Origin of the sequence: Stenotrophomonas rhizophila (genome assembly GCF_000661955.1) — a bacterium.
In the GTDB taxonomy this organism is placed as follows: domain Bacteria; phylum Pseudomonadota; class Gammaproteobacteria; order Xanthomonadales; family Xanthomonadaceae; genus Stenotrophomonas; species Stenotrophomonas rhizophila.
Genome location: NZ_CP007597.1, coordinates 3,053,278 through 3,069,610, shown reverse-complemented (window position 1 = coordinate 3,069,610; position 16,333 = coordinate 3,053,278). Strand labels below are relative to the sequence as shown.

Annotated in this window: 10 protein-coding genes and 3 tRNA genes; 7 read left to right on the top strand and 6 right to left on the bottom strand. The window is 67.6% G+C overall.

Annotated features, from left to right (window positions below; translation table 11 throughout):
- Positions 1-144: 144 nt before the first annotated feature.
- Positions 145-2,502 (bottom strand): penicillin acylase family protein, encoded by a 2,358-nt coding sequence (locus tag DX03_RS13260; protein WP_038689429.1) that lies wholly within the window; start codon positions 2,500-2,502, stop codon positions 145-147.
- A gap of 154 nt (positions 2,503-2,656) precedes the next feature.
- Between DX03_RS13260 and bfr the strand changes: the two genes are divergently transcribed.
- Positions 2,657-3,145: a bacterioferritin gene (gene bfr / locus DX03_RS13255; RefSeq protein WP_038689427.1), complete on the top strand. Its 489-nt coding sequence runs from the start codon at positions 2,657-2,659 to the stop codon at positions 3,143-3,145.
- Between the two features lie 428 nt (positions 3,146-3,573).
- On the opposite strand, the gene parC is transcribed toward bfr, so the two are convergent.
- Both parC and DX03_RS13245 read right to left on the bottom strand, forming a co-directional pair.
- The gene (parC, locus tag DX03_RS13250; protein ID WP_038689425.1) at positions 3,574-5,817 is read right to left on the bottom strand and encodes a DNA topoisomerase IV subunit A; all 2,244 of its coding nucleotides are present in this window, start codon (positions 5,815-5,817) and stop codon (positions 3,574-3,576) included.
- Positions 5,818-5,875: 58 nt separating this feature from the next.
- Positions 5,876-6,754 carry an AraC family transcriptional regulator gene (locus DX03_RS13245; protein WP_038689423.1) on the bottom strand — a complete coding sequence of 293 codons (879 nt, stop codon included), beginning with the start codon at positions 6,752-6,754 and terminating at the stop codon, positions 5,876-5,878.
- A gap of 147 nt (positions 6,755-6,901) precedes the next feature.
- Between DX03_RS13245 and DX03_RS13240 the strand changes: the two genes are divergently transcribed.
- The 4 genes from DX03_RS13240 to emrB are packed head-to-tail and all read left to right on the top strand — an operon-like array spanning position 6,902 to position 11,621.
- Positions 6,902-7,345 (top strand): MarR family winged helix-turn-helix transcriptional regulator, encoded by a 444-nt coding sequence (locus DX03_RS13240; protein ID WP_038692375.1) that lies wholly within the window; start codon positions 6,902-6,904, stop codon positions 7,343-7,345.
- Entirely contained in the window at positions 7,342-8,835 is a 1,494-nt protein-coding gene (locus tag DX03_RS13235) for an efflux transporter outer membrane subunit (RefSeq protein ID WP_038689421.1), read from the top strand. Before DX03_RS13240 ends, DX03_RS13235 begins: the two co-directional genes overlap by 4 nt.
- Positions 8,836-8,845: 10 nt before the next feature.
- A complete protein-coding gene (emrA, locus tag DX03_RS13230; protein WP_038689419.1) occupies positions 8,846-10,027 on the top strand; it encodes a multidrug efflux MFS transporter periplasmic adaptor subunit EmrA in 1,182 nt (393 codons plus the stop codon).
- Between the two features lie 7 nt (positions 10,028-10,034).
- Positions 10,035-11,621, top strand: a complete 1,587-nt coding sequence (gene emrB, locus DX03_RS13225; RefSeq protein WP_038689417.1) for a multidrug efflux MFS transporter permease subunit EmrB — start codon at positions 10,035-10,037, stop codon at positions 11,619-11,621.
- 671 nt (positions 11,622-12,292) lie between these two features.
- On the opposite strand, the gene DX03_RS13220 is transcribed toward emrB, so the two are convergent.
- Positions 12,293-12,379 (bottom strand) — tRNA-Leu (locus tag DX03_RS13220).
- A 187-nt stretch (positions 12,380-12,566) separates the two neighbouring features.
- A tRNA-Leu gene (locus DX03_RS13215) sits at positions 12,567-12,653 on the bottom strand.
- 154 nt (positions 12,654-12,807) lie between these two features.
- On the opposite strand from DX03_RS13215, the gene DX03_RS13210 reads away from it, so the two are divergent.
- Positions 12,808-13,494 (top strand): glutathione S-transferase family protein, encoded by a 687-nt coding sequence (locus DX03_RS13210; protein ID WP_038689415.1) that lies wholly within the window; start codon positions 12,808-12,810, stop codon positions 13,492-13,494.
- Positions 13,495-13,569: 75 nt separating this feature from the next.
- On the opposite strand, the gene DX03_RS13205 is transcribed toward DX03_RS13210, so the two are convergent.
- A tRNA-Leu gene (locus DX03_RS13205) sits at positions 13,570-13,656 on the bottom strand.
- An 86-nt stretch (positions 13,657-13,742) separates the two neighbouring features.
- On the opposite strand from DX03_RS13205, the gene rnr reads away from it, so the two are divergent.
- Positions 13,743-16,253: a ribonuclease R gene (gene rnr / locus DX03_RS13200; protein WP_425598278.1), complete on the top strand. Its 2,511-nt coding sequence runs from the start codon at positions 13,743-13,745 to the stop codon at positions 16,251-16,253.
- Positions 16,254-16,333: the final 80 nt, after the last annotated feature.

The window sequence follows — 16,333 nt, the reverse complement described above, 5'->3', positions numbered from 1 at the left end:
CTCGGGTGCGGTGTACCGACCCACGGTCGTTACGTACCGGTCTGGCGTACCGACCCACCTTCGGTACGTCCGGGTGGGGGTTGGACCCCACATCGCGGTAGAGCCGACCGTTGGTCGGCTGCTCCGTCACCGTCCGTCACCCCGTCATTCCCGCGTCGGCACCAACCGGAGCGTATGCACCGTCGCACCGGGCAGGAATGGTGTCGGCGTGCCGTTGACCCAGTCCTCGTGCCCGGCCCCCCAGAACGGTGACAGGGGGTGCCCGCTCTGGCCGCCGGGCATGTGGATGATGCCGTCGGCTTCATGCCCGGGCGACACCACCATGCGCTGGGACGCGCCAAACGCCGGGCCTTGCACGCGGGGCATGTCGCGGTCGCCTGGCAGGCGGTCGGCCGGCATGCACAGCCATGACCGGGCGAAGGCGGGCAGGGCGCGGCTGACCGGGTGGCAGATCGCCGCGGTGTTGCGCTCGCCCCAGCTGCGCTCGGCGAGGTTGGGCCCCTGCGCGGCCAGGTCGGCCTCCAGGCGCCGGGCGGCGTCTGCCAGCAGCGCGTCCCAACTGGCATACGGCGGCGGCAGCAGGTGCGCGGGGCGTTCGTTGACCAGCGGCCACAGCACGCCTTCGATCTGCGCCAGGCGCGGCTCCAGGTAGGCATCGCCCAGGCGCTGCTTCGCCGGTGCCAGCAGGCCCGCCGATACGCTGTCCAGCACCATGCCGCGGAAGCCGCGCGTCATCCGGTAGCTCACCGAATCGGCGGCGGCGCGCCCGTCCCAGTGCCGGCTGGCCCGCTCCAGTCGCTGCAGCGCCGGGTCGTCGCTGTGTTCGACCACCTGCCGCAGCAGCGTCCACCAGCGCTGCAGGTACACGGCGCGATCGTCGAGCTGGATGGCCAGCAGGTCGCGTTCGTCGAAGCGTTCCTTCGCCAACAGGCCATCGCGGATCTGCTGCCCACGCGCGCCCAGGTCATAGCCGCCGTTGCCCGCCACCGCCAGCGCGCTGCCATCGAGCACGCGGCCGTTGGCAGTCCATAAACGGTGGTTGGCCGGATCGATCAGCGCCGGCGAGGCGTCGCTGCGGATCGGCCAGGGCGCGCAGTGCGCGGCCACCGGCGTGGCCGCGCCGGCCGGCGGGCAGTCCGCGCTGCGGTCCGGGCGGGCGCCGATCAGTCGCCAGGCGATGCGGCCCTGGCGGTCGGCCAGCAGCAGGTTCTGGGTCGGGATGCCGGCGCGGTCGGCGATCTGCAGCGCGTCGTCCAGGTTGGCCGCCCGCGCCATGTCGGCGAAGTCCAAGCGCACCGCGCCGGGCAGCTGTGCGGTCCAGCGCAGCGCCTCGCCACTGCCGTCGGGACGCTCGTGCAGGATCGGGCCCCAGGCCGTCTCGCGCACGCGCAGCATGGTGTCCGGCTGGCCGGCCACACGGATGCGCTCGGTGTGGGTGGTGATGCCGTCGAGGGTGCCGGGCGCGTGTGCGGGCACGGGGACGTAATCGGCGTTGTCGATGTAGCTGTTGGTGAAGCCCCATGCCACGTGGCCATTGCTGCCCACCACGATCGCGGGCAGCCCGGGCAGCGAGAAGCCGCTCACGTCGACCGTGCCGCCCGGCGCCTGGGCGTCGGGGTAGCGCAGCCGCACCCGGAACCACAGGGCCGGTGCACGCAGCCCCAGGTGCATGTCATCGGCCAGGATCGCGCGGCCATCGGCGGTCAGTGCACCGGCCACGGCGAAGTTGTTGCTGCCATGCACATCCGGGTCGGCGTGTCCGGCGGCGCTGGCCGAGCGCGCGGTAGCGGGCGCGCGCAGATTCACCGCGTCCGGTCCCGGCAGCACCGCATTGCCGCGTGGCGCGCCGAACAGCGGTGCATCCCACTCGCTGCCGTCGTGGCTGAGCAGGGCGTACAGCGCGGGCGGCACCACCGCGCGTATGCGCGCCATGGCCAGTTCGGTCTGGTTGGTGGGGTCCTGCAGGTCGGCGTACATCGCCAGCCCGGTCAGCACGCTGTCCTCGGCCAGCCAGGGCGTGGGCCGCTGGCGCAGCAGCAGGTAGGGCCAGGGGCGTACGCGCAGGTCGGTCAGGCCCTGGTTGACCCCGGCCACGTAGGCCTGCAGGGGCAGGGGGTCGGTGCCGACGGCCGCGGCCAGGTGGGCGTGGGTGCGGGCGCGCAGGCGATGCACGCGCATGCGCTGGTCGACCGGCACGGCGGCCGGGCCAAACAGCTCGGCCAGCTCCCCGGCGGCGCTGCGCCGCATCAGGTCCATCTCGAAGTAGCGTTCCTGCGCATGCACCAGCCCCAGCGCCCGCATCGCATCGGCCTGGCTGGCCGCGTCGATGGTGACCACCCCGCGCGCATCGCGGCTGATGCTGGCCGGTGCCTGCAGGCCATCCACCGGCAGCGCGCCGTCCAGGTGCGCCAGGCTGCCGCGCAGCAGCCACCACAGGGTGGCGATGAGCACGGCGCCGAGCAACAGCGACACCCACAGCAACCGCGTAAGCCAACGACGCATGCAGCATCCCCCGATGGTGGTATGCGTTGGATTGTAGGGGCTGTGAACGCCACGTGGAGGCCGCTGCAAGCGCAACTGCAACTGATTCCGATTAGATCATTGGAATTCTGGATGGGGCACCATGCGCGCATTGATTCATCAGGAGCACCCCCACATGAAAGGCAATCCGGACGTCATCGCGTGCCTGAAGGAACTGCTGCGCGGCGAACTGGCTGCGCGTGACCAGTACTTCATCCATTCGCGCCGCTACGAAGACCAGGGCCTGATGGCGCTGTACGAGCGCCTCAACCACGAGATGGAAGAAGAGACCCAGCACGCCGATGCGCTGCTGCGCCGGATCCTGTTCCTCGGTGGCACCCCGGACATGCGTCCGCATGGCTTCGAGCCGGGCGTGACCGTGGAGGAGATGCTGCAGAAGGACCTGGACACCGAATACAGCGTGCGCAACAACCTGGCCGCCGGCATGAAGCTGTGCGAGCAGCACCAGGACTTCGTGAGCCGCGACATGCTGCTGGTGCAGTTGAAGGACACCGAAGAAGACCATGCCTGGTGGCTGGAACAGCAGCTGGGCCTGATCAAGCGGATCGGGCTGGCGCTGTACCAGACCAGCAAGATGGATGCGAAGGGTACGCCTGCGCACTGACCTGCCTTCGGGCATCGCGTCGAGCCGGCCAGCGGCCGGCACTACCGGTGCCTTTGTTCCGCTTCTGCACGCCAGCCAGCCTTCGCCAGCACGCTGCAGAAGCCATCGTCCGCCCGCCAGCATCCGCCAGCCAGCGACGAACGAAAAAGCCGGGGATTTCCCGGCTTTTTCCTTTTCCGGACACGTTCGCCAGCAATGCGTAGTGCCGGGCTCTGCCCGGCAACCGCGCAACGTGCGGCGGATGCAGCCGGGCAGAGCCCGGCTCTGCGGGGATCGTGCAACGCGCGGCAAGTGCAGCCGGGCAGAGCCCGGCTCTACGGGGATCGTGCAGCCGACCAACGGTCGGCTCTACGCGCGGTGGGGCCGTGTGGGAACGCAAACGGCCGGGTTTCCCCGGCCGTTTTTTCATCTGCGCTGTTTGCTTTCGGTTATTCCACCGCCAGCCCTTCCACCTTCTGCCAGCCACGCGGCAGTAGGTGGCCACGCGTGGCGCGCGTGCCCAGGTAGGTTTCCAGGTCCTTGAAGGACAGGTTCATGGTGCGCGTGCCGCTGCGTACCAGCAGGGTGTTGCCCGGGCCCACCGATACCACGGCGACCACGCGCTCGGTAGCGAGCTTGGCCTTGGGGATGTCGATGATCTTGTTGCCCTTGCCCTTGTCCAGTTCCGGCAGGTCGCCGGCGGCGATCGCCAGCAGGTTGCCCGAGCTGGTCACCGCCACGATGCGATCGGTTTCCGGGTTGGCCACCACGGCCGGGGTCAGCACCTTGGAGCCGGAGGTCAGGTTGAGCATCGCCTTGCCGGCCTTGTTGCGCCCGGTCAGGTTCTCGAAGCGGGTCACGAAGCCGTAGCCGTGGGTGGAGGCCAGCACGAAGCGGGTGTTGTTTTCCCCGCTGGCCAGGGTCAGGAACTGGCTGCCGGCGGCTGGCGAGAAGCGGCCGGTCAGCGGTTCGCCGTTGCCACGGGCCGAGGGCAGGGTGTGGATCAGCGTGGAGTACGCACGGCCCTCGCTGTCCAGGAACGCCACCTGCTGGGTACTGCGCGCCCGCACCGAGCCGAGCAGGGCATCGCCGTCGCGGTAAGACAGCGTGGACGGGTCCATGTCGTGGCCCTTGGCCGCGCGGATCCAACCCTTCTCCGACAGCACCACGGTCATCGGCTCGCTCGGCACCAGCTCGGTTTCGTCGATGGCCTGGGCCGCACCGCGCTGCACCAGCGGCGAGCGACGGTCGTCGCCGAACTTCTTGGCATCGGCGGTCAGTTCGTCGCGGATCAGCTTCTTCAGCTTGGCCTTGCTGTCCAGGATGGCCAGGATCTTGTCGCGCTCCTTGGCCAGCTCGTCCTGCTCGCCGCGGATCTTCATCTCTTCCAGGCGGGCCAGCTGCTTCAGGCGGGTGTCCAGGATGTACTCGGCCTGTTCCTCGCTCAGGCTGAAGCGCGCGATCAGCGCCGGCTTGGCCTCGTCCTCGGTGCGGATGATGCGGATCACTTCATCCAGGTTGAGGAAGGCCACCAGCAAGCCGTCCAACAGGTGCAGGCGGCGCTCGACTTTCTGCAGGCGGTGGGTGAGGCGGCGGGTGACGGTGGTGGCGCGGAACTGCAGCCATTCGCTGAGCAGCATCTTCAGGTTCTTCACCTGCGGACGCCCGTCCAGGCCGATCACGTTGAGGTTGACCCGGTAGCTGCGCTCCAGGTCGGTGGTGGCGAACAGGTGGCCCATCAGCTGGTCGGCATCGACGCGGTTGGAGCGCGGCACCAGCACCACCCGCACCGGGTTGGCATGGTCGGACTCGTCGCGGATGTCTTCCAGCCACGGCAGCTTCTTGGCGCGCATCTGCGCGGCGATCTGCTCGATCACCTTCGACGGCGATACCTGGAAGGGCAGCGCGTTGATGACGATGTTGGTCGATTCCTTGAAGTACGTCGCGCGCGCACGCACGCTGCCGTAGCCGGTTTCGTACATGTTCCGCAGGTCGGCCGGGGCGGTGATGATCTCGGCGAAGCTGGGGTAGTCCGGGCCCTTTACGTGCTCGCACAGGTCGGCAACGGTCGCGTCCGGGTCGTCCAGCAGGTGCAGCAGCGCGCTGACGATCTCGTTGAGGTTGTGCGGCGGCACGTCGGTGGCCATGCCCACGGCGATGCCGGTGGTGCCGTTGAGCAGCAGGTGCGGCAGGCGCGCCGGCATCCAGGTCGGCTCTTCCAGGGTGCCGTCGAAGTTCGGGGTCCAGTCGGTGGTGCCCTGGTTGATTTCGCCCAGCAGCACCTCGGCGATCGGGGTCAGCTTGGATTCGGTGTAACGCATCGCCGCGAACGACTTGGGATCGTCGGTGGAACCGAAGTTGCCCTGGCCTTCGATCAGCGGGTAGCGGTAGGAGAACGGCTGGGCCATCAGCACCAGGGCTTCGTAGCACGCGCTGTCGCCATGCGGGTGGTACTTACCGATCACATCACCCACGGTACGCGCGGACTTCTTCGGCTTGGAGGCGGCATTCAGGCCCAGCTCGCTCATCGAATAGATGATGCGGCGCTGCACCGGCTTCAGGCCGTCGCCGATGAACGGCAGTGCGCGATCGAGCACCACGTACATCGAATAGTCCAGGTACGCCCGTTCGGCGTACTCGCGCAGGGGCAGCTGTTCAAAGCCGTGGAAGGCGGGGCGGGCAAGATCGGTCATGCGGGATTGTTACCTGTGGCAAGGGACGGCGACGGCTGTCGCCCTCGCAGGCGGTCGATTATCCGGATGCGGCCGGGGATGCCAAGCCGCGTGTTGGATTCAGGGGCTGGCCGCTGCGCGCCAGGTAGCGCCCGGGCGGGCAGCCGAAGTGCCGGCGGAACACGGTAACGAACGCGCTGGGGCTGCTGAAGCCCAGTTCGTGGGCGATATCGGACACGCTGTGGCCGTCGGACAAGCGGCGCAGGCCGTCGGCCAGGCGGGCCTGCTGGCGCCACTGGGCGAAGCTGAGCGTGGTTTCGTCGCGGAAGTGGCGGGTGAGGGTGCGCGGTGACAACCCGGCCCACTGCGCCCACTGTTCCAGGCTGCGGCCGTCGGCCGGGTCGGCGATCAGCTGCGAGGCGATCCGCAGCAGGCGCCGGTCCTGTGGCATCGGCAGGTGCATGCGCTGGCGCGGCGCGTTGCGGATTTCGTCCAGCAGCACCTCGATCATGTGCTGCTGGCGCAGGTCGGCCGCCGCAGCGGGCGTCCAGCGGGTCACCCGCATGGCCAGGGCCTGCAGCAGGTCGGAGATGGCGACCACGCAAGGTTCGCTCGGCAGGTCGTGGGCCAGCGCCGGGCTGATGATCAGGCCCCAGCCGCGCAATGGGCCGGAGATGTCCACCGTGTGCGGCTCGCCGGGCGGCATCCAGCCGGCACAGCCGGGCGGCAGCGACCAGTTGCCGTGGCGGGTGCGGGTGTTGAGCAGGCCGGCCTCCACGCAGATCAGCTGGGCGCGGTGGTGCTGGTGCCAATCGATCTCGCGTTCCAGCCCGCGCGGGCTGTCGACCTGGAAGCCCAGCACGCCCAGCCCGTCGTCGCGCTCGAACCAGTCGAGCACCTCGTTGCGGATCATCTGGGTGGCGGCTGAAGCCGGGTCTGGCCTGAATGTGTTATCCATTGTCCAAATTGTAATACCCGGCCAGCTGAAGCGGCCATTAAGGTAGCCATCCCCGCATTGTTCCGGTTGTTGCAACACAGCATTTGGTTCCAGATTGAATATTTCCATTGAGAAATATATTTTCTGGAAGTAAAGTGCCGCCCCATGATGATCTGCCCTGAAACCACTCCTCCCAGCTTCGGGCTGCTGTTGCGCCAGGTGCGCGACGGCCTTGTCCGTCAGCTCGACACGTCGATGGCCGAGGAAAACCTTGGCATTGGTTTCACCCACTACCTCGGATTGAAGGTGCTCGCGGCCAAGGCCCCGTGTACCGCCAACGAGTTGGCCCAGGCCCTGGACCAGGTGCCCAGCGCGGTGACCCGCCTGCTGGACAAGCTGGAAGCCATGGGCTGCGTGCGGCGCGAGCCGCATGCCCAGGACCGGCGGGCGTTGCAGATCGTACTGACCGATGAAGGCCGCCAGTTGTGGGCCCGGCTGAAGCAGCGCGGCGACCAGACCATCGATGACGCCATGCGCGACCTGTCCACCGACGAGCGCGCCCAGCTGCTTTCCCTCATGACCCGTGTACGTGACTCGTTGATTACGCCATGACCTCCTCCCTTGATCGCACTTCTTCGCTGCGTCCGCTGCGCCCGGTGCTGGTATCGGTGCTTGCGCTGGCGCTGGCCGCCTGTGCCAGCAGCCGCGGCCTGCAGCCGCAGGCCACGCTGCTGGATGCCGACAGCCTGCAGACCCAGCGCACCCTGTCTGCCGCTGGCCTGAGCCAACCCGGCTGGCCGGCCGCCGACTGGTGGCGCGCACTGGGCGACCCGCAACTGGACGCCCTGATCGCCGAAGGCCTGCAGCGCAACCCCGGCCTGGACGCGGCCGATGCGCGCCTTCGCCAGGCCCGCGCCCGGATCGGTACCGCCCACGCCGAGCGCCTGCCCAGCGTGTCCGCCTCCGGTGGCTACACCGGCGTGCGCCTGCCCGAATCGATGGTCGGCGATGAGCTCGGTGGCAGCTATGCCGGCAGCGGCCAGGCCTACCTCAGCTTCAGCTACGGCATCGACCTGTGGGGCGGCAAGCGCGCCGCCTGGGAAGCGGCCGTGGACAGTGGCCATGCCGCCGAAGTGGACGCGCAGGCCGCACGCCTGAACCTGTCGGCGGCCATTGCCGAGGCGTATGCGCAGTTGGGCTACGCCTACAAACTGCACGACGTGGCCAGCGAAGAGCTGGCGCGCTCGCAGAAGACCCTGGACCTGACCGCCCAGCGCCGCCGCGCCGGGATCGACAGCGACCTGCAGACCCGCCAGGCCGAAGCGCGCATTCCGGCCGCGCAGCAGCAGCAACAGGCCGCCCAGCAGCAGATCGACGAGGCCCGCACCGCGCTGGCCGCGCTGGTCGGGCAGGGCCCGGACCGCGGCCTGCAGATCGAGCGCCCGCAGGTGCTCAATCCGCTGGCCCTGCAGCTGCCCGGCGTGTTGCCGAGCGCGCTGCTGGGCCGCCGCCCGGACATCGTGGCCGCGCGCTGGCGCGTGGAAGCGGCCCACCGCGAGATCCATGCCGCGAAGGCCCAGTTCTATCCCAGCCTCAACCTGACCGCGCTGGGCGGGGTGGTGTCCAGTGAAGTGGACCAGCTGCTCAAGAGCGGCTCCACCTTCGCCTTCCTCGGCCCGGCGCTGAGCCTGCCGATCTTCGATGGCGGCCGCCTGCGCGCCAACCTGGACAAGACCGACGCCCAGTACGACCTGGCCGTGGCCGACTACAACCAGTCGGTGGTGAACGCTTTGCGCGATGTGGCCGACCAGGTCAACGCGGTGCGCTCGCTGGCCAGCCAGGCCGCCGCGCAGCAGCAGGCGGTGGACACCGCCCGCGCAGCGCATGACCTGGCCGAGCAGCGCTACCGCGCCGGCATCGGCAGCTACCTGGAGGTTCTGGTGGTCGAAGAGCAGTTGCTGGTGTCCCAGCAGCGGCTGGCCGAACTGCAGTCCCGGCAGATCCTTGTTTCGGTGCGGCTGAGCCAGTCGCTGGGCGGTGGGTTCACCCCGTCCGGCGACACCGCCACGCTCGCCACCGCCCCTGATTCCACGCATTCCTGAGACACATCCCATGAGCCAGACATCCGCTCCCGCTGCCGCCCCGGCAGCTCCGTCCCGTCGCGGCAAGCTGCTGCGCGGCCTGTTGGTCATCGTGCTGCTGCTGCTGGCGGCGCTGGCGCTGTGGTACTTCATGTTCGGCCGCTGGTTCGAAGACACCGACGACGCCTACGTGCAGGGCAACCAGGTCCAGATCACCCCGTTGGTGAGCGGTACCGTGGTGGCGATCAACGCCGATGACGGCATGCGCGTGGAGCGTGGCCAGCTGCTGGTGCAGCTGGACCCGGCCGACACCGAAGTGGCGCTGCAGCAGGCCGAAGCCAACCTGGCCAAGACCGTGCGCCAGACCCGCGGCCTGTACCGCAGCGTGGAAGGCGCCCAGGCGGACTTGAATGCCCGCCAGGTGACCCTGAAGCGCGTCCGCGACGACTTCAACCGCCGCAAGGGCCTGGCCGCCAGCGGTGCGATCTCCAACGAAGAACTGGCCCACGCGCGTGACGAGCTGGCTGCCGCCGAAGCGGCCGTGGCTGGGTCGCGCGAGACCTTCGAGCGCAACAACGCGTTGGTCGATGACACCGTGATCGCCACCCAGCCGGACGTGCAGGCCGCCGCCGCGCAGCTGCGCCAGGCGTACCTCAACAATGCCCGCGCCGGTATCGTCGCGCCGGTGGCCGGCTATGTTGCCCGTCGTTCGGTGCAGGTTGGCCAGCGCGTGCAGCCGGGCAACGCCCTGATGGCCGTGGTGCCGACCGAACAGATGTGGGTGGAAGCCAACTTCAAGGAAACCCAGCTGCGCCACATGCGCCTGGGCCAGGAAGTGGAGCTGCGCTCGGACCTGTACGGTGGTGATGTGACCTACAAGGGCCGCATCGACAGCCTGGGCCTGGGCACCGGTTCGGCGTTCTCGCTGCTGCCGGCGCAGAACGCCAGCGGCAACTGGATCAAGATCGTGCAGCGCGTGCCGGTGCGCATCGCCATCGACGCCAAGCAGCTGGCCGAACACCCGTTGCGCATCGGTCTGTCGATCAAGGCCGAAGTGAGCCTGCGCGACCAGAAGGGCACGGTGCTGCCGACCCAGGCCGCCAAGGGCCAGGTGTTCGACACCGACGTCTACGCCAAGCAGCTGCACAGCGCCGATGATGCGATCCACGCCATCATCCAGCGCAACCTGCCGCAGCAGGCCAAGGCGAGCTGAGGTCACCATGTCCGCCCAAGCTCCAGCCGCGCCCGGCAATCCGGGCGCACCGGCGGCGCCCAGTGCGGCCGCCGGCTTCCTGCCACCGAGCGTGGCCCTGTGCACCGTGGGCCTGGCGATGGCCTCGTTCATGCAGGTGCTCGACACCACTATTGCCAATGTGTCGCTGCCCACCATCGCCGGTAACCTCGGTGCCAGTTCGCAGCAGGCCACCTGGGTGATCACCTCGTTCGCGGTGAGCACCGCGATCGCGCTGCCCCTGACCGGTTGGCTCAGCCGCCGCTTCGGCGAACGCAAGCTGTTCGTCTGGGCGACGCTGGCGTTCGTGATCACCTCGCTGCTGTGTGGCCTGGCCCAGAGCATGGGCATGCTGGTGCTGTCGCGCGCGCTGCAGGGCTTCGTGGCCGGTCCGATGTACCCGATCACGCAGTCGTTGCTGGTCTCGATCTACCCACGCGAGAAACGCGGGCAGGCGCTGGCGCTGCTGGCGATGATCACGGTGGTGGCGCCGATCTGCGGCCCGATCCTGGGCGGCTGGATCACCGACAACTACAGTTGGGAATGGATCTTCCTGATCAACGTGCCGTTGGGCATCTTTGCGGCGATGGTGGTAGGCAGCCAGTTGAAGGGCCGGCCGGAGCAGACCGAAAAGCCGAAGATGGATTACGTCGGCCTGATCACCCTGGTGATCGGCGTGGGCGCGCTGCAGCTGGTGCTCGACCTGGGCAACGACGAGGACTGGTTCGCCTCGACCAAGATCGTGGTGCTGGCCTGCGTGGCGGTGGTGGCGCTGGCGGTGTTCCTGATCTGGGAGCTGACCGACAAGGACCCGATCGTCGACCTGAAGCTGTTCCGGCACCGCAATTTCCGCGCCGGCACGCTGGCGATGGTGGTGGCGTATGCGGCGTTCTTCAGTGTGTCGCTGCTGATTCCACAGTGGTTGCAGCGCGACATGGGCTACACGGCGATCTGGGCGGGCCTGGCGACGGCGCCGATCGGCATTCTGCCGGTGATCATGACGCCGTTCGTGGGCAAGTACGCCTCGCGGTTCGACATGCGCATGATCGCGTCGTTCGCGTTCGTGTTCCTGTCCTTCACCAGTTTCATGCGTTCGGACTTCAACCTGCAGGTGGACTATGCCCACGTGGCAGGCGTGCAGTTGATCATGGGCATTGGCGTGGCACTGTTCTTCATGCCGGTGCTGCAGATTCTGCTGTCGGACCTGGACGGCCGCGAGATCGCGGCGGGGTCGGGGCTGGCAACGTTCCTGCGTACGCTGGGCGGCAGTTTCGCGGCATCGTTGACGACGTGGCTGTGGGCACGCCGGACGCAGGTGCACCACGCGGATCTGACCGAGCACATTTCGGCATATCAGCCGGGCATGCAGGATCAGGTAGCGGCGATGGGGCAGGGCAACCTGCAACACGGGGCGGCAGCGCTGAACAACATGATCAACCACCAGGCATCGCAGATGGGCTTCAACGACATCTTCTTCCTGCTGGGCTGGATCTTCCTGGCGATCATCGCCTTCCTGTGGCTGGCCAAGCCGCCGTTCGGTGCAGGGGCGGGTGCAGCATCGGCCGGCGGGCATTGATCCGCGTCTGATCTGAAACGAAAAAACCCCGTCGAAAGGCGGGGTTTTTTTTCATGTTGGCTGGGAAGAGCACGTGCAGAGCAGAGCAACAGCAGAGCAACAGCGCATCGTCTGTATGTCTCTTGGCTTGGTCGGGTACGGGTGGATTGTCGGGACACGCCGCAAGTACGTCCCTGTAGGCTCGTTCGCGCCATCCATGGCGCTCTACGGTCCCGCCAACCCACCCGTACCCGCCCTTGAAAGTGAGTCGGTGCGTGGCGAAGAGCCCACAGCCCAACAACCCAACAGCCCAACAGCTCAACAGCTCAACAGCTCAACAGCTCAACAGCCGAGAGGCTGTGAAGCCGAGAGGCAGAGCAGCCGACCAACGGTCGGCTCTACCGCGGCGTTGCGTTGTTGTTCCATGGGCACCGGCCCACTGTCTGGGGCGGGGGTGTGTGGGTTCGCGGGACCGTTGGGCGCCATGGATGGCGCTCACGAGCCTCCAGGGATGGATTCACGGCGTGTCCCGCGAACCCACACGCCCCCGCCCAACCCGTCGCAGGCGCAGAACCAACGCTCTGGCTCCAGCTCTGGCTCTGGCTTTCGCTTCTAAAAAAAAAGAACCCCCCCCAAAAAAACCCCAGACATGAAAAAACCCGCTTGCGCGGGTTTGATCATTGTCTGAGTCATGGTGCCCAGGAGAGGACTCGAACCTCCACGAAGTTGCCCCCGCTAGCACCTGAAGCTAGTGCGTCTACCAATTCCGCCACCTGGGCGACTCAGGAGGAGAATTCTGCGGGAGAACCACGAATGTGTCAACAGCATGTCGCGGAAAATTTCGCTCGTCGCGCACTGCTGGATCATCGCCCTGCATGTCGGACGCAGCGTGCATGCGACACGCAGAACATCGCACCGCAGAAACGAAAAAACCCGCTTGCGCGGGTTTGATCATTTACCGAGTCGTGGTGCCCAGGAGAGGACTCGAACCTCCACGAAGTTGCCCCCGCTAGCACCTGAAGCTAGTGCGTCTACCAATTCCGCCACCTGGGCGACTCAGGAGGCGAATTATGCGGAAGCATGACAGGGCTGTCAATGCATCCTGCCGGCATATCCGCACAGAGTGCATCGGCCGGTGGCGCGGCGCGGCTTGACCCGGGCGGGGGACGCTGAAAATACTCATCCCACCCGGCAGCAAGGCGTTCCCATGGAAACCCCGATCCTGCACTTCCATCCGCTGTCTTCCTGCTGCCAGAAGGTGCTCATCGCCGCCCACGTCCTGGACGTGGCGCTGGACGCGCGGCTGTTGAACCTCGGCGACCCGGCCGAGCGCGCGGCGTTCCGGGCGCTGTGGCCGCTGGGCAAAATGCCGCTGCTGGTCGAGCAGGGCAGGCCCATCGGCGAAACCAGCATCATCATCGAGCACCTGCAGCGCCATCATGCCGCCGACGGGCCGTGGCTCATTCCGCAGGATCCGGCGCAGGCGCTGGAGGTGCGGTTCTGGGACCGGGTCTGCGACCTGTATGTGATGACGCCGATGCAGGCGCTCACCGCCGCCTTGCTGCAGCCCGCCAGCGACGCCGGTGGCGCGGCGACCGCCGCCGCCCGCGCGACGCTGCTGAACAGCTATGCGCTGTTGGACCGGCAGGTGGACGGGCGACGCTGGTTGGCGGGCGAGGCGTTCACCCTGGCCGATTGCGCTGCGGCACCGGCGCTGTTCTATGCGGTGGCCTACGTGCCGGTGCCGGATGCGCACGCGGCACTGTCTGCCTATGTGGAGCGGCTGATGGCGCACACGGCGGTGGCCGCAGTGATCGACGCGGCCCGGCCGTGGTTCAAGCACTTTCCCGGGCGGGCGGGGCTGGCGCGCCGCTACTACGATCCGGATGCCTGACACGCCCCGTCTGTGACGAGCAAACCCCGGAAACGAAAAAACCCGCTTGCGCGGGTTTGATCATTGTCTGAGTCATGGTGCCCAGGAGAGGACTCGAACCTCCACGAAGTTGCCCCCGCTAGCACCTGAAGCTAGTGCGTCTACCAATTCCGCCACCTGGGCGACTCAGGAGGCGAATTGTGAAGATGCCGCCGGGGCTTGTCAACGGTTTTGTTAAATTTCTTCACAAACCTGCATATGCCGCGCCCATGACCGGTTCTGCACACTGTCAGCGGTTACCATGGAGGCCAATGAAACCAAAGAAACCGACCCAGGGCGCGAAAGCCCCCAAGTCCCCGGCGCCCAAGCAGGCTGCCGGTCCGTCGGGCAAGCCCCGCGCTGCCGCCAAGAAGGCCGGCAAGCTGCCACCGTGGATGCCCGAATCAATGAACACCCCAGCGCCGTCGCGCGGTGGCAAGCGGTCCGGCCCCAAGCCGGATGCCGGCGCGCCGATCCCGACCCGTCGCCGCCCGCATCCCACTGCTACCGACATGAATGTGATCGATCCCCATGCCGAGCGTGAGGCAGAGCGCTATGCGCAGCCGATCGCCAGCCGCGAAGCCATCCTGCAGCTGCTTGACCGCTGTGATGGCCCGCAGACCGCCGAGGAAATCGGCATCCACCTGGGCCTGACCGAACCTGACCGCGCCGACGCGCTGGGCAAGCGCCTGGGCGCGATGGTGCGCGATGGCCAGCTGGTGCAGAACCGCCGCGGCGGTTTCGCCCCGGTGCAGGCCACCAACCTGATCACCGGCGTGGTCATCGCCAACCCGGAAGGCTTCGGCTTCCTGCGTCCGGTGGAGGGCGGGGACGACCTGTTCCTGCCGCCGTATGAAATGCGCAAGGTCATGCACGGCGACCGCGTGCTGGCCAACGTGACCGGTATCGATCGCCGCGGCCGCCGCGAGGGCAGCATCGCCCGCGTGCTCGAGCGCGGCATGACCCGCCTGATCGGCCGCTTCAGCGTCGAGTTCGGCATCAATTACGTGGTGCCCGACGACAAGCGCGTGCAGCGCAACGTCCAGATCCCGCCGGACCAGACCGGCGAGGCCCGCGACGGCCAGCTGGTGGTCTGCGAGCTGACCCAGGCCCCGGATACCCGCCGCCCGCCGATCGGCCGCATCATCGCGGTGCTCGGCGACAAGCTGACCGCCTCGCTGATCGTGGAAACCGCCATCCACGGCCATGAACTGCCGTTCGAGTTCCCGCAGGAGGTGCTCAACGAGGCCGCTTCAGTACCGCTGGTGGTCGAGCCGGCCATGCTGGGCAACCGCGTGGACCTGCGCAGCACGCCGCTGGTGACCATCGACGGTGAGGACGCCAAGGACTTCGATGACGCGGTGTTCTGCGAACCGAATGCCGAAGGCTTCCGCCTGGTGGTGGCCATCGCCGACGTGTCCAACTACGTCCGCCCTGGCACGCCGCTGGATGACGAAGCGCAGAAGCGCGCCACCTCGGTGTATTTCCCGGGTTTCGTGGTGCCGATGCTGCCCGAGACCCTGTCCAACGGTATCTGCTCGCTGATGCCCAAGGTCGACCGCATGTGCTTCGTCTGCGACATGCAGGTGAACCGCGACGGTGAGGTGATCCATTCGCGCTTCTACGAAGCGGTGATGAATTCGCATGCCCGCCTGACCTACAACCAGGTCTGGCAGGCGGTCGGTGAAAACGACCCGGCGGTGCGCAAGGAGATCGCTGCGGTGCTGCCGCAGGTCGAGCGCCTGCACCAGCTGTACAAGGTGCTGGCCAAGGCCCGTACCAAGCGCGGCGCGATCGAGTTTGAATCGTCAGAAGTGCGCTTCGTGCTGGACAACACCGGCGAAGTGACCCAGGCCGGCATGCTGGTGCGCAACGACGCGCACAAGCTGATCGAAGAATGCATGATCGCCGCCAACGTGCAGGCCGCGCGCTACCTGCTGCACAAGCAGGTGCCGGCGCCGTTCCGCGACCACGCCAAGCCGCCGGAAGCCAAGTACGACGACCTGCTGGAGTTCCTGAAGGAATTCAAGCTGAGCCTGCCGCCGTGGTCGAAGGTGCAGCCGGGCGATTACACCAAGCTGCTCAAGAAGGTGCGCGAGCGCCCCGACGCGGCCCTGCTGGAATCGGTGCTGCTGCGCAGCCAGAGCCTGGCGGTGTATTCGCCGGACAACCAGGGTCACTTCGGTCTGTCGCTGGATGCGTACGCGCATTTCACCTCGCCGATCCGCCGCTATCCCGATCTGCTGGTGCACCGTGCGATCAAGCATGCGCTCAGCGGCGCACCGGCAGAGAAGTACACCTACTCGCCGCGTGAGATGGCCGCGCTGGCGCTGCAGTGCTCCGAACGCGAGCGCCGGGCCGACGAGGCCGAGCGCGAAGTGGACGAACGCTACCGCGCCGCGTGGATGGAAAAGCACGTGGGCGGCCAGTTCGAGGGCGTGATCAGCGGCGTGACCAGCTTCGGCCTGTTCGTGGAACTGGACGAATCCAAGGTCAACGGCCTGGTGCACGTGACCCAGCTGCCGCACGACTATTACCAGTTTGACGCCACCCGCAAGACGCTCAGCGGCGAACGCCGTGGCAAGGCCTACCGCCTGGGCGACCGCGTGCGGATTCTGGTGCTCAAGGCCAGCATGGAAGAGCGCAAGATCGACTTCCGCCTGGTCGAAGAGCAGGGCGACGAGGTGGCCGAACTGCCGCCGCGCGGCCAGCCGGCCAAGCGCAAGAAGCAGAAGTACTGAAAGACGGGCGTACCGGCCACCGGCCGGTACGCCGCGGCCGCCCTGCCGGTGCGGCCACACCAAAACGGGGGTGCCGACCG

Excerpts from the sequence above, each read along its gene's own strand:
- emrB (WP_038689417.1), top strand. The coding sequence starts at position 10,035 with ATGTCCGCCCAAGCTCCAGCCGCGCCCGGCAATCCGGGCGCACCGGCG.
- bfr (WP_038689427.1), top strand. The coding sequence starts at position 2,657 with ATGAAAGGCAATCCGGACGTCATCGCGTGCCTGAAGGAACTGCTGCGC.
- DX03_RS13240 (WP_038692375.1), top strand. The coding sequence starts at position 6,902 with ATGATCTGCCCTGAAACCACTCCTCCCAGCTTCGGGCTGCTGTTGCGC.
- parC (WP_038689425.1), bottom strand. The coding sequence starts at position 5,817 with ATGACCGATCTTGCCCGCCCCGCCTTCCACGGCTTTGAACAGCTGCCC.
- DX03_RS13210 (WP_038689415.1), top strand. The coding sequence starts at position 12,808 with ATGGAAACCCCGATCCTGCACTTCCATCCGCTGTCTTCCTGCTGCCAG.
- DX03_RS13245 (WP_038689423.1), bottom strand. The coding sequence starts at position 6,754 with ATGGATAACACATTCAGGCCAGACCCGGCTTCAGCCGCCACCCAGATG.
- rnr (WP_425598278.1), top strand. The coding sequence starts at position 13,743 with ATGACCGGTTCTGCACACTGTCAGCGGTTACCATGGAGGCCAATGAAA.
- emrA (WP_038689419.1), top strand. The coding sequence starts at position 8,846 with ATGAGCCAGACATCCGCTCCCGCTGCCGCCCCGGCAGCTCCGTCCCGT.
- DX03_RS13235 (WP_038689421.1), top strand. The coding sequence starts at position 7,342 with ATGACCTCCTCCCTTGATCGCACTTCTTCGCTGCGTCCGCTGCGCCCG.
- DX03_RS13260 (WP_038689429.1), bottom strand. The coding sequence starts at position 2,502 with ATGCGTCGTTGGCTTACGCGGTTGCTGTGGGTGTCGCTGTTGCTCGGC.